The sequence below is a fragment of the uncultured Tateyamaria sp. genome (assembly GCF_947494755.1).
Taxonomy (GTDB): Bacteria; Pseudomonadota; Alphaproteobacteria; order Rhodobacterales; family Rhodobacteraceae; genus Tateyamaria.
Genome location: NZ_CANLVZ010000004.1, coordinates 165,982 through 183,413, shown reverse-complemented (window position 1 = coordinate 183,413; position 17,432 = coordinate 165,982). Strand labels below are relative to the sequence as shown.

Here is a 17,432-nt window from a genome sequence, read left to right as displayed (position 1 = left end):
TTGCGCCACTTCGGTCGAACCTGAACGGGCAAGAGGGGGCTGGCATGATCAACGATGGCGCATTGGCGTTGCGGGCGCGCATGGACGCAGGCGAGGTGTCTGCGGTCGAGGTCATGCAGGCCACGCTGGACCGGGTTGGAGAAGTCAACGCATCCGTCAATGCCATCGTGTCGCTGCGCGACAAGGATGCGTTGATGCGAGAGGCAGCCCACGCAGATGCAGGCCCCGCGACCGGATGGCTGCACGGTATTCCCATTGCGATCAAGGACTTGGCCAATGCGGCGGGTTTGCCCACGTCGATGGGGTCACCCTTGTTTGCGGGAACAGTGGCGCCCAAAGATGACATCATGGTCGCCCGTCTGCGCGCCGCAGGGGCGATCGTGATCGGCAAGACGAACACGCCCGAATTCGGCCTTGGCTCGCACAGCATCAACCCGGTCTTTGGCGCAACCCGCAACCCGTATGACACCTCGCGCAGTGCGGGTGGATCGTCGGGCGGGGCAGCGGGTGCGCTGGCCACGGGGATGCTGAGCATCGCGGACGGGTCTGACATGATGGGGTCCTTGCGCAACCCTGCGGGCTGGAACAATGTCTATGGGATGCGACCCACATGGGGCCTCGTGCCGTCCGAGCCGGTGGGCGATACATTCCTGCATCAGCTTGCAACCAACGGGCCGATGGCGCGCTGCCCGCGCGATCTGGCGGCCCTGCTGGACACGATGGCGGGCCCCGATCCGCGCCAGCCTCATGGCCTGAGCCAACCGCCAAGCCTGCCGCAGATCGACGCGGGTGCGCAGGGTCTGCGCATCGGCTGGCTTGCGGATTGGGACGGCGCGCTCGCCATGGAGAATGGTGTGCTTGGCACATGCGAGGCCGCATTGGCGCAAATGGGCGCGCTCGGGGTCGACGTGGATGCCGTGGCCGCACCCTTCGCGCGCGATGCCCTATGGGAGGCATGGATCATCCTGCGCAGTTGGGCTGTGGCCGGGGGATTGGGCGCGCTTTACGACGATCTGGCCAAACGCAACCGCCTCAAGGATACGGCAATTTGGGAAATCGAGCGCGGGCTGGCCCTGTCGGCCATGGATGTGCACCGCGCCAGCGTGATCCGGTCCGATTGGTTCAAGGCGGCGGCGCGCCTGTTTGACACGTACGACGTTTTGGCGCTCCCTTCGGCGCAGATGTGGCCCTTTGACGTGACGCTGGATTGGCCGCGTGAGATCGCGGGGCAGGGGATGGACACCTATCACCGCTGGATGGAGGTGGTGATCGCGGCCAGCCTGATCGGACTGCCTGTGGTTAGTGTACCTGCCGGGTTTGGCGGCGCGCATGACCTGCCGATGGGCCTGCAACTGATCGGGCGACGTGGCCATGACGCGCAACTCTTGCGGCTGGCCGAGGCATGGCATCAGGCCACCGATTGGCCGGGCCAGCGCCCGCCTGATCTGAGCGGAGGCCACCTGTGACCGCGCCCACTGAACGATACCCTCCACTGCCCATGGGCGTGCCGCCGTTTCAGGCTCCACTGCCGAGGTTTGGTCTGCTGCCATGACTTGGCCACGCTTCATGGCACCGGCTTTGCGCAGATCGCAGCAGGCGCGTGCTAAAGCGGGCTTTCGCAGCCCATGTCGATCAGGGCAGCACGCAGGTGGGCCGTGTCCGGGTGCCCCAACTCCAGCGCAAAGACATGCGCATGGGTCAGGTAAAAGGCGCGCGCGGCCCGGTCCGGCGTCTGATCCGCCGCCGTGCGGTAGAGTGTGACGAGGGCCTGCGTGTCCCCCGTCGCATGGGCCGCCAGCAAAGCCGCATCCAGATCGCGCATCACGCCGCCCGGTGTGCCGCCATCCGCGCCGCCACCCAGTCGTGGAACATGTGGGTTGGCCCGTCCATCGCGGGCGAAAAGCGGCCCCCGTCAAACATCGGCGCATGACGGCCCCGCTGCATACCCTCAACCACAAAGATGTCTTCCTCAAAAATCTCGCGCCACTGCGCCGTATTTTTGGCCCGCAAGGCATCGTCGGTCACCGGATCAGCGTAATACAGATGGACGCGTTCGGTTGTGACATCGGGGCCTTCGGGCAGCAGGATGATCGCAAAGGCATGATCGCGGTGCACGCCCAACAGGACATTGGGATAGGCAGTGATGTATTCGGCGGCGGTGTCCCACTTGTCGCTGAGGCCCTCGAAATCGGGGAAGGTGGCCCCATCCGTACCGGTCAGTTGTCGGTAGACCAATGTGCCCTGACCGGAAAACTGCTCGGCGGCTTCAATGTGGTAATGATCTTCGAGCCGGGAATAGCTGTTCAGCCCGGGATGTATCCACGGCAGGTGATAGCTTTCGCAGTAATTTTCGACCGCCAGCTTCCAGTTAGAATTGACGCGCAGATCAAAGCAACTATCAGCACCGCCATGGTACAGGGGCTTGTCGAACTCGGCCCAACGGGCCAGCAGGTCGGCATTGGCGACTTCGAACGGGGGCGCATCCCCCGAGACGTTGATCCAGACCACGCCAAGCCAGATATGGCTGCGCACTTCGATCAGGCCAAGCAAGGCGCGATCAATCCCATGGGCCGTGTTTTGACCGGGGCCGCCCACATGCGGGGTCGAAACAAGTTGACCTTTGGTCGAATAGCACCAGCTGTGATAGGGGCAGCGGATGGCCCCTTCGATCTTGCGCGGGGCATCGACGAGGATCATGCCGCGATGACGGCAGATGTTTTGAAAGACCCGGACTGTGCCCTCCGCATCGCGGATCAACAGCAATGGCATGCCCATAAAGGTCAATGGAACCGCGTCACCGGGGCTCGGCACATCGGCGGGGGCGGCAAGACCCGACCAGCCCGACAGCAACAGCGCCTCGCGCTCTTCGGCGTAAACGGCAGGATCAATATAATGGGCATTGGGCAAACCGTTGGCAGAGCTGATGGGTTTGCGCACCGCGCTGAGGTCTGTGTGATGCATGCTGTCCTCCGATCTGTGTCGGGATCAGCATAGGGCGGCGCGGAGAAGCGACATGTGAAATTTCGACAGCACTTTGTCGTTCACGACATCGCAAACCGGGGCTGTTCAGCCGCGCAGCTGGTGCGCCGTCTCGCGGTCCGGCAGCGTGCGCGTGGCATGCGCGATGCGAAAGGGGATGATTTCAGCGGTCTTGCTGGTGCCAACGACGCCTTCGGACATCGAGATGGCCTGCAACTCGTCGCGCAACTCGGTGCCTACGCCCTGACGCAAACGGATCGCGTTATGGGCCAGGCGCATGTTGCGGCTGGCCTGTACGTCAAATTCGACAACATCACCCACGTCAAAAAAGGTATCGGGCAAATGGACCGCATCAGGGCTGGATAAAAATGCAAGATCGCCCTGATCCTCACACCAAATGACCGCCTTTTGGTCGGCTGCGTCACTCCAAAGAATTACACCAATCATAGTTCTACCCGAAGTTGATCGAGCACCATAAGACGCCTTTATCGCTGGTGTTGACATGGCTAACTCAGCACCGCGCGCTTGCATTTTGTGTCCATGCGGCTAAACTTTAGGTGCTTTTTAGCATCAACGCTGACGCGGATGGGCGTCAGTTCGGCGGAAATGCTTTGTAATGAGCATCAGGACACCTGTTTCCGCACAAAGATTGAAATTGAAGAAGAGTTGTAAATGGCGGAAGCGCGGCGATCACCGGCGGAATTGCGCAGCATGTTTGGGGCCAACTTGCGGATTCTTGCTCGGTCCTATCCTTCGATCTCCGAGTTGTCGCGGCAGTTGGGCATCAACCGCACGCAGTTCAATCGATACCTGTCTGGTGAGAGTTTTCCGCGCCCTGATGTGCTGGCCCGGATTTGTGCGTTCTTTCAAGTCGATGCGCGGGTACTGCTTGAGCCTGTCGATGCCATCACCAAAGGCAGCGGCCCGCTGACCGGAGAGTTTCTGCGGGATTTCGTCGGGGCCGGAGCCAATGACGTCGAAGAGGCGCTATTCCCTTCCGGGTTCTACCGCTTTTCGCGCCGCAGTTTTCTGGATCACAACCGGTTTGTGAGCGGGCTGGTGCGCGTGTTTCGCGACGGGAATGCCACCTATATCCGTGGATACGAGGCCCGCGCAGCGATGATCGCGCAAGGTCTGGCCCTGACCCGCGATGCGCGCGAATTTCGCGGGCTGGTGTTGCGTCAGGAAGAAGGGGTCGCCGCCCTGATTTCACGCAAAGGGGCGATGACGGCCTCGTTCAATTTCCTGAACCGGGTGACCTCATTCGAAAACAACTACTGGGTCGGTTACGTGGCACGCACGGTGCGCGAGACGCCGGGCAGCGACAGGGTTGTCCGCATGGTGTACGAACATCTGGGCACCAGCATCGGGCGCGCCAAACAGGCCGGCAAAGCGGGTGGGTATTGCGGTATCGAAGACTTGCTGCCGTTTCACCAACGCCTGCTGCAAGCGGACGCGCCGTTTGGCTGACGCCTAGTCGCCCCGCGACAGCGCCGCAACGCCGGTCCGGGCCACTTCGGTCAATCCAAGCGGGCGCATGAGGTCGGCAAAAGCGTCGATCTTTTCGGGGGCACCGGTGATTTCGAAAATGAACGTCTCCAGCGTGCTGTCGACCACATTGGCGCGAAAAATATCGGCAAGCCGCAGCGCCTCGACCCGCTTGTCGCCCTGACCGGCCACTTTGAACATCGCCAATTCGCGCTCGACCGATGGCCCCTCGACGGTCAGGTCGTGGACTTCGTGCACGGACACGATGCGGCCCAGTTGCGCCTTGATCTGTTCGATGACCTGTGGCGTGCCGGTGGTCACAATGGTGATGCGGCTGAGGTGCCCTTGATGATCGACCTCGGCCACGGTCAGGCTTTCGATGTTATAGCCGCGGCCTGCAAACAGCCCGATCACACGGGCCAGCACACCGGGTTCGTTTTCGACCAGCACCGCGAGCGTATGTTTTTCGATCACGTCCGAAAAGGTGGGACGCAGGTTATAGGCGGAATGGCTGGTGGAGCCTTTTTTTAGCTTTAGGGCAGACATATTTATTCCTTTTCAATCCTCTATGGTGCGGTCTTAAACCAGCACCGACCCTTTGGCGTCGATCACCCCTTGGGTGTCCGCCTCGCCAAGCAGCATTTCGTTATGCGCCTTGCCCGACGGTATCATGGGGAAGCAGTTTTCGTGCTTCTCGACCAGACAGTCGAACAGGACGGGCCCATCGTGATTGATCATCTCCATGATCGCGTCGTCCAGATCGGCGGGGTCCGAACAGAGGATGCCCTTGGCCCCGAACGCTTCGGCGAGTTTTACGAAATCGGGCAGGCTTTCGGACCAGGAATGCGAATACCGCTCACCGTGCAGCAATTCCTGCCACTGGCGCACCATGCCAAGCCTTTCGTTATTCAGGATGAACTGTTTGACGGGCAGGTTGAACTGCATCGCTGTGCCAAGTTCCTGCATGTTCATCAGCCAAGATGCTTCACCGGCGACATTGATGACGAGCGCCTCCGGATGCCCCATCTGCACCCCGATGGAGGCGGGAAAGCCGTAACCCATCGTACCAAGACCGCCCGAGGTCATCCAGCGGTTTGGATCTTCAAAGTTGAGGTATTGCGCCGCCCACATCTGGTGCTGGCCCACTTCGGTGCAGATATAGCGGTCGTGATCCTTGGTCAGCGCCTCAAGCCGGGCCAGCGCGTGCTGCGGTTTGATGGTTTTGGGGCCTTGGGTGAATTTTAGGCAGTCGACCTTTCGCCACTCTTCGATCTGGCCCCACCATTTGGCGACGGCCTCCGAGTTGGTCTTGCGCCCGCGCGATTTCCAAACCTTGAGGATATCCTCGAGCACGTGGCCCACATCGCCCACAATCGGGATGTCGGCCTTGATCACCTTGTTGATCGAGGAGGGGTCGATGTCGATATGGGCCTTTTTCGACTTGGGGCTGAAGGCATCGATGCGCCCCGTGATCCGGTCGTCAAAGCGCGCGCCGATGTTGATCATCAGATCGCAGCCATGCATCGCCATGTTGGCCTCGTAAAGCCCGTGCATGCCGAGCATCCCCAGCCAATGCTTGCCCGAGGCCGGGTAACAGCCAAGACCCATCAGCGTCGAGGTGATCGGAAACCCGGTCGAGGACACAAGCTCGCGCAGCAACTGGCTGGCTTCGGGGCCGGAGTTGATCACGCCGCCACCGGTATAGAATACAGGCCGCTTGGCCGTCTCGAGTGCCGCGACCAGTTCGGTGATCGCCTCCATGTCGCCCTTGACCTGCGGCTGGTAATGCGAGGTCGAGGGTTTGGGCGCATTGTAGCCGCCGGTGGCGAACTGCACGTCCTTGGGGATGTCGATCAGCACGGGTCCGGGACGGCCCGAAGTGGCCACGTGAAAGGCCTCGTGGATCACGTCCGACAGCTTGTCGGTCTCTTTCACCAGCCAGTTGTGCTTGGTGCAGGGGCGGGTGATGCCCACGGTGTCGGCCTCTTGAAAGGCGTCCGAGCCAATCATGAAGGTGGGCACCTGGCCCGTCAGAACGATGATCGGGATCGAATCCAGCAAGGCATCCGTCAGGCCGGTGACCGCATTGGTGGCACCGGGGCCGGAGGTCACAAGGCACACGCCGGGCTTGCCCGTCGCGCGCGCATAACCTTCGGCGGCATGGACCGCGCCCTGTTCGTGGCGCACAAGGATGTGCTTGATCGAGTTTTGCTGAAACACCTCATCGTAAATCGGTAGGACAGCGCCCCCGGGATATCCGAATACTGTGTCCACACCCTGATCTATCAGGGCTTGAACCACCATTTTCGCTCCGGTCATTTGACGTGTCATATCCGCGTGCTCCGATGTTGCGGTTTGTCGTTTTCGCATAAAAAAACCTCCGGGTTTCGGAGGCGCATGGGGTCGGGTCTGGATGTCCGTTACCGGCCCATGCGTATGTATCCAATAATGACGACTAGAGATGTCATTGCCGTAAGGCCTTTTGTTGCGTGAGCGGACAGTATGCGCGCCCAAAAGGAGCGTCAACAGTCAAATGGCTGAAAAATGTGTCGTGAGGAGGAAAAAATACGACATATTATTACGTCCAAGCGTCGGCTTGCGTAATTTCGCAAAATCAGACGGGCGGTTTCACCACATCGCGGGTGCTTTGCTGGGTCGCGTGGGTCATGGCGGCGATGTCATTGCGCGCCGTTGTGGCCAGCAACTGGATCTCTTCGGCCAGCGTTTTGAATTCGACCGCGATCACCCCAAGCCCGCGGCCTGCGTCCCCGACGCGCGCGGCCTCAACGGAGGCGTTGAGCGAGACAAGCCGCACGTGTTTGCCGATATGTTCGAGCCGGGTCAGCGTCTTGGTAATTGCCGCACCTGTGGCGGCGGCCTTGTCGACCTCGGCGTGGCGCTGACTGTCAAGGTCGGCCCACATCCCATCGCAAAACCCCGTCACCGTTTCAAAGAACCCACCCCGGCCCACGGTGAAATGCACGGTCAGTGCGCGTTCCAAAGCGTTGATGTCGTCACCAGTGGCGGCGACGCACAAGTCGCGCGTCAGATCGCGCATCCGGGTAAAGACGGCCACGTCCTCGGGCCGCTTCTTGCCATGGGTGCCGATCCACTGGCACACCTCGTCGGGAATGTCGCGATTGGGATCGCGCCCGTTCACCAACGCGGTTGCGCGGGCCAGTGCGTCCGCCTGTTCGTTAAGAATGCGCAGCCAATTGGCGCGGGTATCGGCATCCTCGGTCTTGGTGGGATGTTTGCGAAACAGATAGGCCCCGAACAGTGCCGAGCGCACAGCCCGCGCCCGCGACGTTGCGATCAGGTCGATCGCCTTGCGACGCTGCGCAAACAGCGCCACATCATCGCCGTCGCGGTCGGCATGCAGGATCGGGTCGTGTCTCATCCCCCTCATTAGCGCGGTGGACGTGAATATTTCGTTAGCTTAGGCCCGCGTCAGAGCGCATGGCCGGTGCCTTGCAGCACCCCGTGTTCCAGTGCGTAGCGTGTCAGCCCGGCGGTCGAGGAAATCCCCAACTTGCGTTTGATGTTCTTGCGGTGCGTTTCGACCGTGCGCACGGAGATATCGAGGGCCGTTGCGACTTCCTTGTTGGACAGTCCCTGGGCCAGCTGCAGCAGGATCGTCTGCTCGCGGCCCGTCAGGGCGCCGGGCGCATCGCTGCTTTTCGGCGCGATGGCCCCTTCGGCGCCGGTACACAGATATCGCTCACCCCGCATCACCGCCTTGATCGCCTCGGCGATTTCGTCCGTGGGCACGTCCTTGAGCAGATAGCCCATCGCGCCGTGGCTGAGGGCGGAGGAGATATATTCAGGGCTGTCATGCATCGACAGGATCAGCACGCGCGTGCCGGGGCGCTGTTCCAGCACCAGTTCGGTGGCTGTCAGCCCACCCATTTCGGGCATGTTCAGATCCATCAGGATCACGTCCGGGTTCAGCGCATCAAGCTGATCAACGACCGCGCGCCCCGTGCCGAGTGTGCCGACCACATGCAAGCCTTCGTGATCTTCGAGGACAGACTGGATGCCTTGGGCAACCATCGGGTGATCATCAACGATCAGGACGCGGACCATAGGGGTATTCATGCGCGGACGTGCTCCTTCGTCGGAGGGGAGGTTTCTTCGGGCGGCAACAGGTGGGTGAGGGGAACGGTGGCCTCGATCACGGTGCCGCGGCCGCCGTTGGGGCTGGACAGGATGCGCAGCTCACCGTCGAGCTGCTCCACCCGTTCCTGCATGTTGCGCAGGCCGATCCCGGCGGCACGCCGGCTTTGAGCGCGATCAATGCCAACACCATCATCCGTGATCCGCAGGGTCGCACCGCGCTTGTGACCGCGCAAGTCGACCGAGACCTTTGTGGCCCCGGCATGGCGTTCGATATTGGTCAGCGCCTCTTGAGCAATACGGTAAAGTGCGATCTTGGCGTCGGGGTCGAGGCGATTGCGGAACACCACCGTGCTGAACTCGATTTCGGTGCCGGTGCGGCTGGCAAAATCCCCGACCAGCGTCTTGAGGGCCGGGCCAAGGCCAAGGTCGTCAAGCGCGCCCGGGCGCAGATCGCGGCTGATCCGGCGGACCTCGGAGATGGCGGTGCCCAGATGTTCGATCCCCTGATTGAGCGGGGTTGCGGCATCGCCCGCGCCTTTGTCGACCCGGCGCCGCGCGCTGTCGAGCGCATAGCGCACGCCCACAAGGATCTGGCTGATCCCGTCATGAAGCTCACGCGCCACACGGCCGCGTTCTTCTTCCTGCGCGTCAAACACACGTTGAGTGAGGCGTTTCAACTTGGCGTCCGCCAGCCGACGCTCGCGGAAATTGAGCGCCATGCCCGAGGCAAAGACCAGCAGCAGGGCTGCAAGGGTAATGGCGGAAATGTAGTAGAACGTGCGCTGCACCCGGCGTTCCACGTCCGCGCGCGCCTCGGCCACCGAGGTCAGCACGTCGTCGATGAACACGCCTGTGCCGACCGCCCACCGCCATGATGGGAAGGACGTCACATAAGTGATCATTTCGGCCTCTTGCCCGGTCGAGGGCTTGGGCCACAGATGGGTGAGATAACCGTCGCCCTGACGCGCAATTTGGATCAGATCGGACACCACCGGCGTGCCGCGGCTGTCCCGCAGCTCTGTCAGGTCACGATTGATCATGTCGGTCTGACGGGGGTTCACCAAGGCAGTGCCGTCATAATCGTAAACAAAGAAAAACCCCTCATCCCCGTAAATCATCGCCGACAGGATTTGAGACACCTGATCCTTGGCGGCCTGATCGTCGGGGGCGGCAGATCCGTAGATGAAGTAGAACCCGTTCCGGGCCTGGGTGACGTAGTTGCGCAACTCGCGCTTTTTCGCCTCGATCAACTGCATCTCGAGGGTCTGTATTTCGCGTTCCGCCAAGGCGCGAGACTGAACGGCGACCAGCACGGCAATCGCGGCAACCGCAAGAATCAGCGGGACGGCTGCCACAAGGGACAGTTTTTGCGCATAGCTGAGGCGCAGGGCAGGCAAAGAGGCGTTCACCCGCGATTCGATACGATGAAAGAGCGGCGAATCATAGAGTGCAGCCCCGAATTGGTCGCGCTAACAGACTGATGGTTTGACAGCAGGTGCCCGGGATTGGGTCACTTTTTTGACCGGAAATGCGGTTTTGCCAACTTTCTACGCAGTACTAGGTATTCCCTATCGCCAACCCTTCGCTAGGGTAGCGCCACTCGACTTGATCTGCCCGTCAGTGGGTAGGGTCAGGCATTATATTTGGGAGGAGTATCTCTATGGATCGTCGTTCATTTCTGAAGACGTCTGCAATGGGTGGCACCGCAGCCGCCGCAACCACTCTGGCCGCACCGGCCTATGCGCAGGGTAAGCGGACCCTGACAATGGTCACATCCTGGCCCCGCGGCTTTGCGGTTCTGGATGATGCGGCCACCTATCTGGAAAACTACGTCAGCGAGATGTCGGACGGCCAGCTGACCATCGACAAGAAAGCCCCAGGCGAACTAGTCGGCGCGTTCGAAGTGTTTGATGCCGTGTCCTCCGGTCAGGCCGATATGTATCACTCGGCTGACTACTACTTCATCGGTCAGCACCCAGGTTACGCCTACTTCACAGCCGTGCCCTTCGGCGGCACCGCGCAGGAAGTCACCAACTGGTACGAGCACGGCGGCGGTCAGGAACTGCATGACGAGCTGGGCGAAATCTTCAACCTCAAAGGCCTGCTGGCGGGGAACTCCGGTTCGCAGTCCGGTGGCTGGTTCCGTAACGAGATCAACTCGGCTGACGACTTCAATGGTCTGAAATTCCGTATGCCCGGCCTTGGCGGTCAGGTGCTGGGTAAACTGGGTGCATCGATCCAGAACATCCCCGGTGGCGAACTGTATCAGGCGCTGTCCTCGGGCGCGCTGGACGGCCTCGAGTGGGTTGGCCCGATGGCCGACGAACGCGCGGGCTTCCAGGAAGTGGCGAAAGTCTACTACACCGCCGGTTTCCACGAGCCGGGTTCGGCGCTGGCGTCCTCCGTCAACCTCGACGTCTGGAACGACCTCACGCCGCAGCACAAAGCACTGCTGCAAGGTGCCTCGCGCGCCACTACGCACGTGCAGCTGTCCGAAACGCTGGCCAACAACGGTGCGGCCCTTGCCCGTCTGCAACAGCAGGGCGTCAAGACGCTGCAATTCTCGGACGATGTCTGGGATGCGTTCGGCGCAGCCTCGGCTGAGGTCATGGACGAGAACATGGGCGACGAACTGTTTGCGAAAATCCGTGCCTCGTTCGAGGAAAGCCTCGCGACATCGGCAAGCTGGATCAACAAGTCCGACGCTTACTATGTCGAACAGCGCGTGCGCGTTCTGGGCGGCTAAGCCCCGGATATAAAATAACAAAGGGTCCCCGACGCCGGGGGCCCTTTTGACGCAGATCAAGGTTGTTGCCGCGGCACCGTGCAATCGGTTCACCAAAACAGCAGCTACGGCATTCGGGCACAACCGAATGTAGGAGGGGGACACCAATGAGCGACGCGACACCCTGCACAGGGTTTTTCCGAGCCGATCCGGCGGTCGAGGATTCCATCAGCTGTCTGGACCAGTTCCAGTCCAGCGGCCTTGTTCAGTTCGTCTCCGGCAACTTCCTCGAAGCCCTCTACAACATCCCCGCGGCCCTGTTCAGCCCGGGTCTTTGGCTGGATTGGTCCAACAAGGAAGCAATCATGCGGTTCGTCTATTATGGCGGCTCGGTTGAGTTCTTCTTTGCGATTGCGACGATTATTCTGGCAATCACGATCATCGGCATGTTCCGCAACGATTTCCTGTGGGGGGTCGTGCGGGTCTGCGAAGGTTTCGCCAACGGCACGGGGCGCTTGTTTGCATGGGCGGGCCTGCTCATGGTGCTGCAACAGATCATCATCGTCTTCATGCAGCGGATTTTCACCCGCCCCGACATTTCGTTCGGCTTCGGCATTCCTCTGCAATTCGACATCTCGTGGTTTGCCGAAGAGTTGAAACTTTACAATGCGTTGGTCGTCTGTCTTTGCGTGACTTACACCTTTGTGCAGGGCGGTCATGTGCGCGTCGACCTGGTCTATGCAGCAGTCGGTCACCGGGCCAAGCGGGTGATCGACATGTTCGGGTCGCTTTTCTTCATGGTGCCCGCTGCGGTGATGATCTGGATGTACGGGTGGTATTTCCTGTGGCGTCACCTGATCGTGCCGAACCCGTCGGCCTCGGACACGCTTGAATTGTTGCTGCGCAAGTCACGCGCCTTGCGGTGGAACGTCGAGACCATCGGGTTCAGTCCCAACGGGTTCACCGCCTATTTCCTGTTCAAGATCCTGCTTGTCACATTTGCCGCATTGGTCTTCATCCACGGCATCGCGTTCTTCTACCGCTCGTATCTGGAGTGGAAAGAAGGACCCGAGAGCGAGGGCAAATACCTTGACCGCGACACGTTGGGCGACGGCGAAGAAGCATACGAGGGGACACACTGATGCGCCCTCTTATGACGACCGCCCGCTGCCTGCGCGCAACTTTCTCACAAGGACTATAAGCGATGTTGTTTGGACTTGATGGCGTAGAGATCGGCCTGATCATCGTTTTCATCTGCCTGTTTGGCGGCATCCTTTCGGGGTTCCCGGTGGCCTTTGCGATTGCGGGGGCCGGGGTCATCTCGTTCGGGATCATCGCGGCACTCGACAGTGCGGGATTGCTGATCCACCAGGCGATTGACCAATCAAGCCAGGCTTACCGCGATCTTGTGAACTCCGGGGTGAAGCCAGATACGATATCCGTATTTCGCTTCCCGGACCTGCCGCGCATAGGCGAGCCGGTCTTCCCGTCAGGTTGGGAGGTGGCGCTGGATCGCAACGTATCGTTCGTCGTGAACCGCATGAACGAGCGAGTCCTGGCAGGCCAGTCCATCGAGACGCTACTGGCCGTTTTGATGTTCGTTCTAATGGGGATCACGCTTGAGCGTTCCAAGATCGCGAATGACCTGCTGACCACCATGGCGCGCGTTTTTGGCCCGCTGCCCGGCGGTTTGGCTGTGTCCATTGTGGTTGTGGGCGCGTTCCTCGCGGCCTCCACAGGCATCGTGGGCGCGACCGTGGTGACGATGGGCCTACTGGCCCTGCCGACGATGCTGCGCAACAACTACTCGCCCGAGATTGCCACCGGGGTCATTGCGGCCTCCGGCACCTTGGGGCAGATCATTCCACCCTCCATCGTGATCGTTCTGCTCGGAACACTGGCGGGCGATCTCTATTCTGCGGCACAAGAGGCACGCGCGCAGGCGGCGGGCTGTACCGATGCGCTGACCTATCTGGGGGAGCCCGCGGTTGTGTCCGTGGGCACGCTGTTCCAGGCGGCCTTGCTGCCCGGTATTCTGCTGGCTTTGCTCTATGCGCTTTATGCCTTTGGCTATGCGTTGCTGAACCCGGAGAAAGCACCTGCGGTCGAAATGGGCACCACCAATGCCGAGCCGATCACGCGCAACGAAGCGTTCACGTGGTTCCTTGGCGCGCCGGTGCTGATCGTCGTCGGCACGATCCTTCTGGGCAACCTCAACATCGTGGGCAGTCAGTCGACGACCGTGTCGTCCTTCTCGGACATCGGAGAGGCGGCGAGCCTGCGCACCAATGTGGGCCCGGACTGTCAGGCCGCCATGATCGAACTACACGGGCAGGCGGCCTGGGACGCGGCCGTCGCGCAGCAGGAGGAGATTTCGGCGGCAGGCGGTGTCACGCAATCCGAGCGTCTGTCCGAAGAGGACCTCGCCAGCGCCATTCAGGCCAAAGTCGACGGCGCAGCCCCGATCGGGACGGGCACGGCGATCCTGTTGATTCTGCTCGCGTTGATCCTGACAACCGCCCGGGGCATTGCACCCAGCCACGATGCCCGTCCGCTGATCATCGGCGGGGTGGGGATCGTGCTGACCTTGCTGGTCGACATCATCTTTGTCGGGCCGCGCAACACGTCGGGCTACTATGTAGTTGTGATGGCGATCCCCTTTTCGCTGATCATGTACGGCGTGATTGAAGGGGTGAAACGCTGCGCCAAGAATGAGCTGATCCGCGTGGTCTTTCCACCGTTGATCCTGATCGTGGCTGTTCTGGGTTCGATCCTTGGCGGGATCACCAATCCGACGCCGGCGGCCGCCCTCGGTGCAGGGGGGGCCATCATGCTTGCGGCCTATCGCAAGCTGACGGATCTGGATCGCAGCCCCAAGGTGATCATCTGGTCCACGCTGGCCATCATCATCTGTATCCTTGTGGGCGTGAATTTTGATCTGCGCATCAACCAGAGTGAGGTTTCGGCCCAAAGCTGGATCGCGTTCTTTGTGGCCTATGCGGCGTATCTTTATGCGCTCTTTGGGTTGCTGTTCAGCTGTTACATCCTGTGGACGTCTGGCGTTCTGACCCCCGTGGTGCGCGAGACGGCCAAAGTGACCTCGATGGTGTTTACCATCCTGATCGGCTCGCAACTGCTGAACCTCGTGGTGATCTCCTTTGGGGGGGAGCATTATATCCAGCAGTTCCTCAAGTCCTTCGACAACGAGTTCACGGTCTTCCTGATCGTGATGCTTGTGCTGTTCATATTGGGCTTCGTGCTCGATTTCCTCGAGATCATCTACATCGTGATCCCGATCGTGGGCCCGGTGATTTATGGGGGCACGTTTGATCCCAAATGGGTGACGATCATGATTGCGGTGAACCTGCAGACCTCGTTCCTGACTCCGCCCTTTGGCTTTGCGTTGTTTTACTTGCGCGGGGTGGCACCCAAGGAGGTCACGACGGGCCATATCTATCGCGGCATCATTCCGTTTGTGTTGATCCAGGTGGCGGGGCTGGCCTTGCTGTGGACCTTCCCCGGGATCGTCACGATCATCCCCGACCTGATCCCCAACTGATCCGGACGTGATCCAACTGAAAAAGGGCGCGCCCATACCGGCGCGCCCTTTTGCTGTTTGTGATTGATAAAGGCCCTGGCGGGCAGGGGGCTTTGCCCCCGTCCTTTCAGGACTCCCCCACGGTTTATCTGGCGAAATGAAGGGCTGGATCAGCGCGTGGGGCGTGTGTCGGGCAGCGAGATATTGGCGACCTGTTCCGCAATCGGGTCATTGGACAGCGGGTGCGTGTCGGGGTGGAAGTTTTCGGGGTCCGCCATCTTTTGCCAGCGTCCGCCCAGGTAGACTTCGAGCCCGGAAAACTTGGATTTGTAGTCCATCTTCTGGCTGCCCGGCACCCAGTAGCCAAGGTAGACGTAAGGCAGGTTCGCCTCTTGCGCGATGCGCACGTGGTCAAGGATCATGTGCGTGCCAAGCGAACGTTTTGTCATGTCGGGGGCGTAGAAGCTGTAGACCATGCTGAGCCCGTCGGTCAGCACATCTGTCAGGCTGACGCCGATCAGTTCCTTGGTTTCTTTGCGGGTATATTCCACGACCCGGCTGCGAATGGGGGTCTCTTCGATCATGGCCGCGAATTCGAACACATCCATATCCGCCATGCCGCCATCGGCGTGCCGGCTGTCGAGATAGGCGCGAAAGAGGGCATATTGATCTTCGGTGGCCCAGGGGGATGTGGCGCGCCGATCAATGTCTGCATTGCGGTTCAGCGTGCGTCGCTGGCTTTTGGTAGGCGCAAAGGCCGACACGTCAATCCGGGCGGAAAGACAGGCCGAACATTCCGCACAGGACGGCCGGTAAAGCACATTTTGCGAGCGGCGAAAGCCCTGCTGGCTCAGGCTGTCATTCAGCTTTTCCGCGTTTTCCCCTTGTAGGGCCGTGAACAGCTTACGCTCCATCCGCCCGTCCAGATACGGACAGGGCTGCGGGGCCGTCACATAAAACTGAGGCGCAAGGGGGAGCGTGTGGCGCATATCATTCCTGACAGGGTACGCGCGGATGATACCAGCGCAGCGGCGCGAGGCAAGTGCGTAAACTGCGCCTTACGCTCGGGCACGCCGGTTCATCGCGGCTGTGCCCAGCATCACATCACTCAGCCCCTGACCGCGGTTGGATGTGGCCATCAGCACGACCGAGATCAACTGCAATGGGGCCATGGCCCAGCTGAGCGTGTAGCCGAATGTATGCACAAAAGCCTGGCCGAGATTGAGCCGCGCGCCGGTCGCGTCGCGGATTTCGATGGCCATCAGCCGCATGCCCCATGTGGCGGAACCGGTGGTCAGCGTGATCACCCGGTAGACAAAGCTGACCACCGCCACGAGCCCAAAGAAGAAGAACAGCCCGATAAAGGCCGTGAAGGGCACGATGATCAGCGCCAGGATCACAATCACAACCATGTCCACCACCCACGCCAAAAGCCGCTTGCCAGCGACGTCGCGGTAGAACTGGGGCTGCGTGATAGGGTCGGCGAGGTGCATGGGTCGGATCTCCGTTCTAGGGATGCGCGACCCCGGGTGGGGGCCGCGCGGTGGTTGTATCAGTCTTCGGAACTGGCCGCTTTGGCACGCTCGTCCATGAATTGATCGAACTCTGATTTGTCCTTGGCTTCGCGCAGCCGTTCGAGGAAGGATTCAAAGTTATGCTGTTCTTCTTCGAGGCGGCGCAGGGTGTCGGCCTTGTAGGCATCAAAGGCCGAGTTGCCGGTCGAGCGCATTGTGCTCATCGCGTTGCCCATGCGCCGGGTGCTGCAGGATTTCGAAAACATGCGTTTGCTCCAGATCATGTAAAACAGCAGGGCGAGGCCCACGGGCCAGAAGAAAATGAACCCCAGAACCATGGCCGCGATCCAGGCCCCTTTGCCTTTGTGATCAAGCCAGGACTCGGCTCTGCTGAACCATCCGCCCGAGGTATGTGCTGGTGGGTTTGTGGACATGGACGTCATTTTCGGACCTTTCGCGTAAGCGGGGCCTCTTTCGCCCCTATGGCTGTTGTGTCGGTTAATGTGAATGTGCTTCACATACTCAAAATTGGCATGTTGGGCCGATCTTGCAAGTCTTAATGTGAATCTTTTTTACATAAATTTCGATTAGGACGTAAAATCAGCAGGTTGGCTGCCTGAAAATGTGATCAGATCGTCGGGTTTGGCGCTGAAAACGTGGTGCGGGGTGCCTGCAGCGGCCCAAATCACATCGAATTCAGTCAGTTTTGGGTCGAAGAAGGCACGGATCGGGGACCGTTGCCCGACGGGGGAAACACCTCCGATCGCAAAGCCGGTTTGCGCCCGGATGAGTGCCGCGTCCGCCTTGCCCAAAGGCTCACCGGCCAATGCGGTCGCTTTATCGACGTCGACTCTGTTCCCTCCGGCGGTGATGAACAACAGCGCTGTGCCGCTGGTTTCGCCGCGAAGGATGATGGATTTGGCGATCTGGTCGATCTCGCATCCGATGGCAGCGGCTGCATCGGCAGCCGTGCGCGCCAGCGGGGTTTCCTGAATGGTGGTGTCGATGCCTGCCGCGTCCAATGCCGCGCGCACCCGTTTCAGACTTTTGCTCATAAGGGGAAGGTGGC

General features: G+C 60.6%; 17 protein-coding genes. 5 read left to right on the top strand and 12 right to left on the bottom strand.

Annotated elements, in window-relative coordinates:
• Nucleotides 1-44: 44 nt before the first annotated feature.
• The gene (locus Q0908_RS06850) at nucleotides 45-1,466 is read left to right on the top strand and encodes an amidase (protein WP_299282369.1); all 1,422 of its coding nucleotides are present in this window, start codon (nucleotides 45-47) and stop codon (nucleotides 1,464-1,466) included.
• 137 nt (nucleotides 1,467-1,603) lie between these two features.
• Here the strand turns inward: Q0908_RS06850 and Q0908_RS06845 are convergent, their stop codons facing one another.
• From Q0908_RS06845 to Q0908_RS06835, 3 genes are all read right to left on the bottom strand, one after another.
• Nucleotides 1,604-1,822, bottom strand: a complete 219-nt coding sequence (locus Q0908_RS06845; RefSeq protein ID WP_299282163.1) for a hypothetical protein — start codon at nucleotides 1,820-1,822, stop codon at nucleotides 1,604-1,606.
• Nucleotides 1,822-2,961 carry an aromatic ring-hydroxylating dioxygenase subunit alpha gene (locus Q0908_RS06840; RefSeq protein WP_299282161.1) on the bottom strand — a complete coding sequence of 380 codons (1,140 nt, stop codon included), beginning with the start codon at nucleotides 2,959-2,961 and terminating at the stop codon, nucleotides 1,822-1,824. Before Q0908_RS06840 ends, Q0908_RS06845 begins: the two co-directional genes overlap by 1 nt.
• A gap of 105 nt (nucleotides 2,962-3,066) precedes the next feature.
• Nucleotides 3,067-3,426 carry a hypothetical protein gene (locus tag Q0908_RS06835; RefSeq protein WP_299282158.1) on the bottom strand — a complete coding sequence of 120 codons (360 nt, stop codon included), beginning with the start codon at nucleotides 3,424-3,426 and terminating at the stop codon, nucleotides 3,067-3,069.
• 225 nt (nucleotides 3,427-3,651) lie between these two features.
• On the opposite strand from Q0908_RS06835, the gene Q0908_RS06830 reads away from it, so the two are divergent.
• Nucleotides 3,652-4,449, top strand: coding sequence for a helix-turn-helix transcriptional regulator (locus Q0908_RS06830; RefSeq protein ID WP_299282156.1), 798 nt, complete (start codon nucleotides 3,652-3,654; stop codon nucleotides 4,447-4,449).
• A gap of 3 nt (nucleotides 4,450-4,452) precedes the next feature.
• On the opposite strand, the gene ilvN is transcribed toward Q0908_RS06830, so the two are convergent.
• The 5 genes from ilvN to Q0908_RS06805 form a co-directional block, all read right to left on the bottom strand.
• Nucleotides 4,453-5,013, bottom strand: a complete 561-nt coding sequence (gene ilvN / locus Q0908_RS06825; protein WP_299282154.1) for an acetolactate synthase small subunit — start codon at nucleotides 5,011-5,013, stop codon at nucleotides 4,453-4,455.
• Nucleotides 5,014-5,046: 33 nt separating this feature from the next.
• A complete protein-coding gene (locus tag Q0908_RS06820; RefSeq protein WP_299282152.1) occupies nucleotides 5,047-6,798 on the bottom strand; it encodes an acetolactate synthase 3 large subunit in 1,752 nt (583 codons plus the stop codon).
• A gap of 283 nt (nucleotides 6,799-7,081) precedes the next feature.
• Nucleotides 7,082-7,867, bottom strand: a complete 786-nt coding sequence (locus tag Q0908_RS06815; protein ID WP_299282149.1) for a methyl-accepting chemotaxis protein — start codon at nucleotides 7,865-7,867, stop codon at nucleotides 7,082-7,084.
• 50 nt (nucleotides 7,868-7,917) lie between these two features.
• Entirely contained in the window at nucleotides 7,918-8,565 is a 648-nt protein-coding gene (locus Q0908_RS06810; RefSeq protein WP_299282147.1) for a response regulator transcription factor, read from the bottom strand.
• A complete protein-coding gene (locus Q0908_RS06805) occupies nucleotides 8,562-9,995 on the bottom strand; it encodes a cache domain-containing protein (protein ID WP_299282145.1) in 1,434 nt (477 codons plus the stop codon). Before Q0908_RS06805 ends, Q0908_RS06810 begins: the two co-directional genes overlap by 4 nt.
• Nucleotides 9,996-10,246: 251 nt before the next feature.
• On the opposite strand from Q0908_RS06805, the gene Q0908_RS06800 reads away from it, so the two are divergent.
• From Q0908_RS06800 to Q0908_RS06790, 3 genes are all read left to right on the top strand, one after another.
• Nucleotides 10,247-11,332 carry a TRAP transporter substrate-binding protein gene (locus Q0908_RS06800; protein ID WP_299282144.1) on the top strand — a complete coding sequence of 362 codons (1,086 nt, stop codon included), beginning with the start codon at nucleotides 10,247-10,249 and terminating at the stop codon, nucleotides 11,330-11,332.
• 146 nt (nucleotides 11,333-11,478) lie between these two features.
• Nucleotides 11,479-12,453, top strand: a complete 975-nt coding sequence (locus Q0908_RS06795) for a TRAP transporter small permease subunit (RefSeq protein ID WP_299282142.1) — start codon at nucleotides 11,479-11,481, stop codon at nucleotides 12,451-12,453.
• Nucleotides 12,454-12,515: 62 nt separating this feature from the next.
• Nucleotides 12,516-14,870: a TRAP transporter large permease subunit gene (locus tag Q0908_RS06790; RefSeq protein ID WP_299282140.1), complete on the top strand. Its 2,355-nt coding sequence runs from the start codon at nucleotides 12,516-12,518 to the stop codon at nucleotides 14,868-14,870.
• Between the two features lie 149 nt (nucleotides 14,871-15,019).
• Here Q0908_RS06790 and Q0908_RS06785 read toward each other — a convergent pair whose 3' ends face one another.
• The 4 genes from Q0908_RS06785 to Q0908_RS06770 all read right to left on the bottom strand — a co-directional run bounded on the left by Q0908_RS06785 (nucleotide 15,020) and on the right by Q0908_RS06770 (nucleotide 17,418).
• A complete protein-coding gene (locus Q0908_RS06785; RefSeq protein ID WP_299282139.1) occupies nucleotides 15,020-15,838 on the bottom strand; it encodes an arginyltransferase in 819 nt (272 codons plus the stop codon).
• A 69-nt stretch (nucleotides 15,839-15,907) separates the two neighbouring features.
• A complete protein-coding gene (locus Q0908_RS06780; RefSeq protein ID WP_299282137.1) occupies nucleotides 15,908-16,342 on the bottom strand; it encodes an RDD family protein in 435 nt (144 codons plus the stop codon).
• A gap of 59 nt (nucleotides 16,343-16,401) precedes the next feature.
• Nucleotides 16,402-16,806, bottom strand: a complete 405-nt coding sequence (locus Q0908_RS06775; protein ID WP_299282135.1) for a DUF2852 domain-containing protein — start codon at nucleotides 16,804-16,806, stop codon at nucleotides 16,402-16,404.
• Between the two features lie 144 nt (nucleotides 16,807-16,950).
• Nucleotides 16,951-17,418 carry a YbaK/EbsC family protein gene (locus Q0908_RS06770; protein WP_299282133.1) on the bottom strand — a complete coding sequence of 156 codons (468 nt, stop codon included), beginning with the start codon at nucleotides 17,416-17,418 and terminating at the stop codon, nucleotides 16,951-16,953.
• Nucleotides 17,419-17,432: the final 14 nt, after the last annotated feature.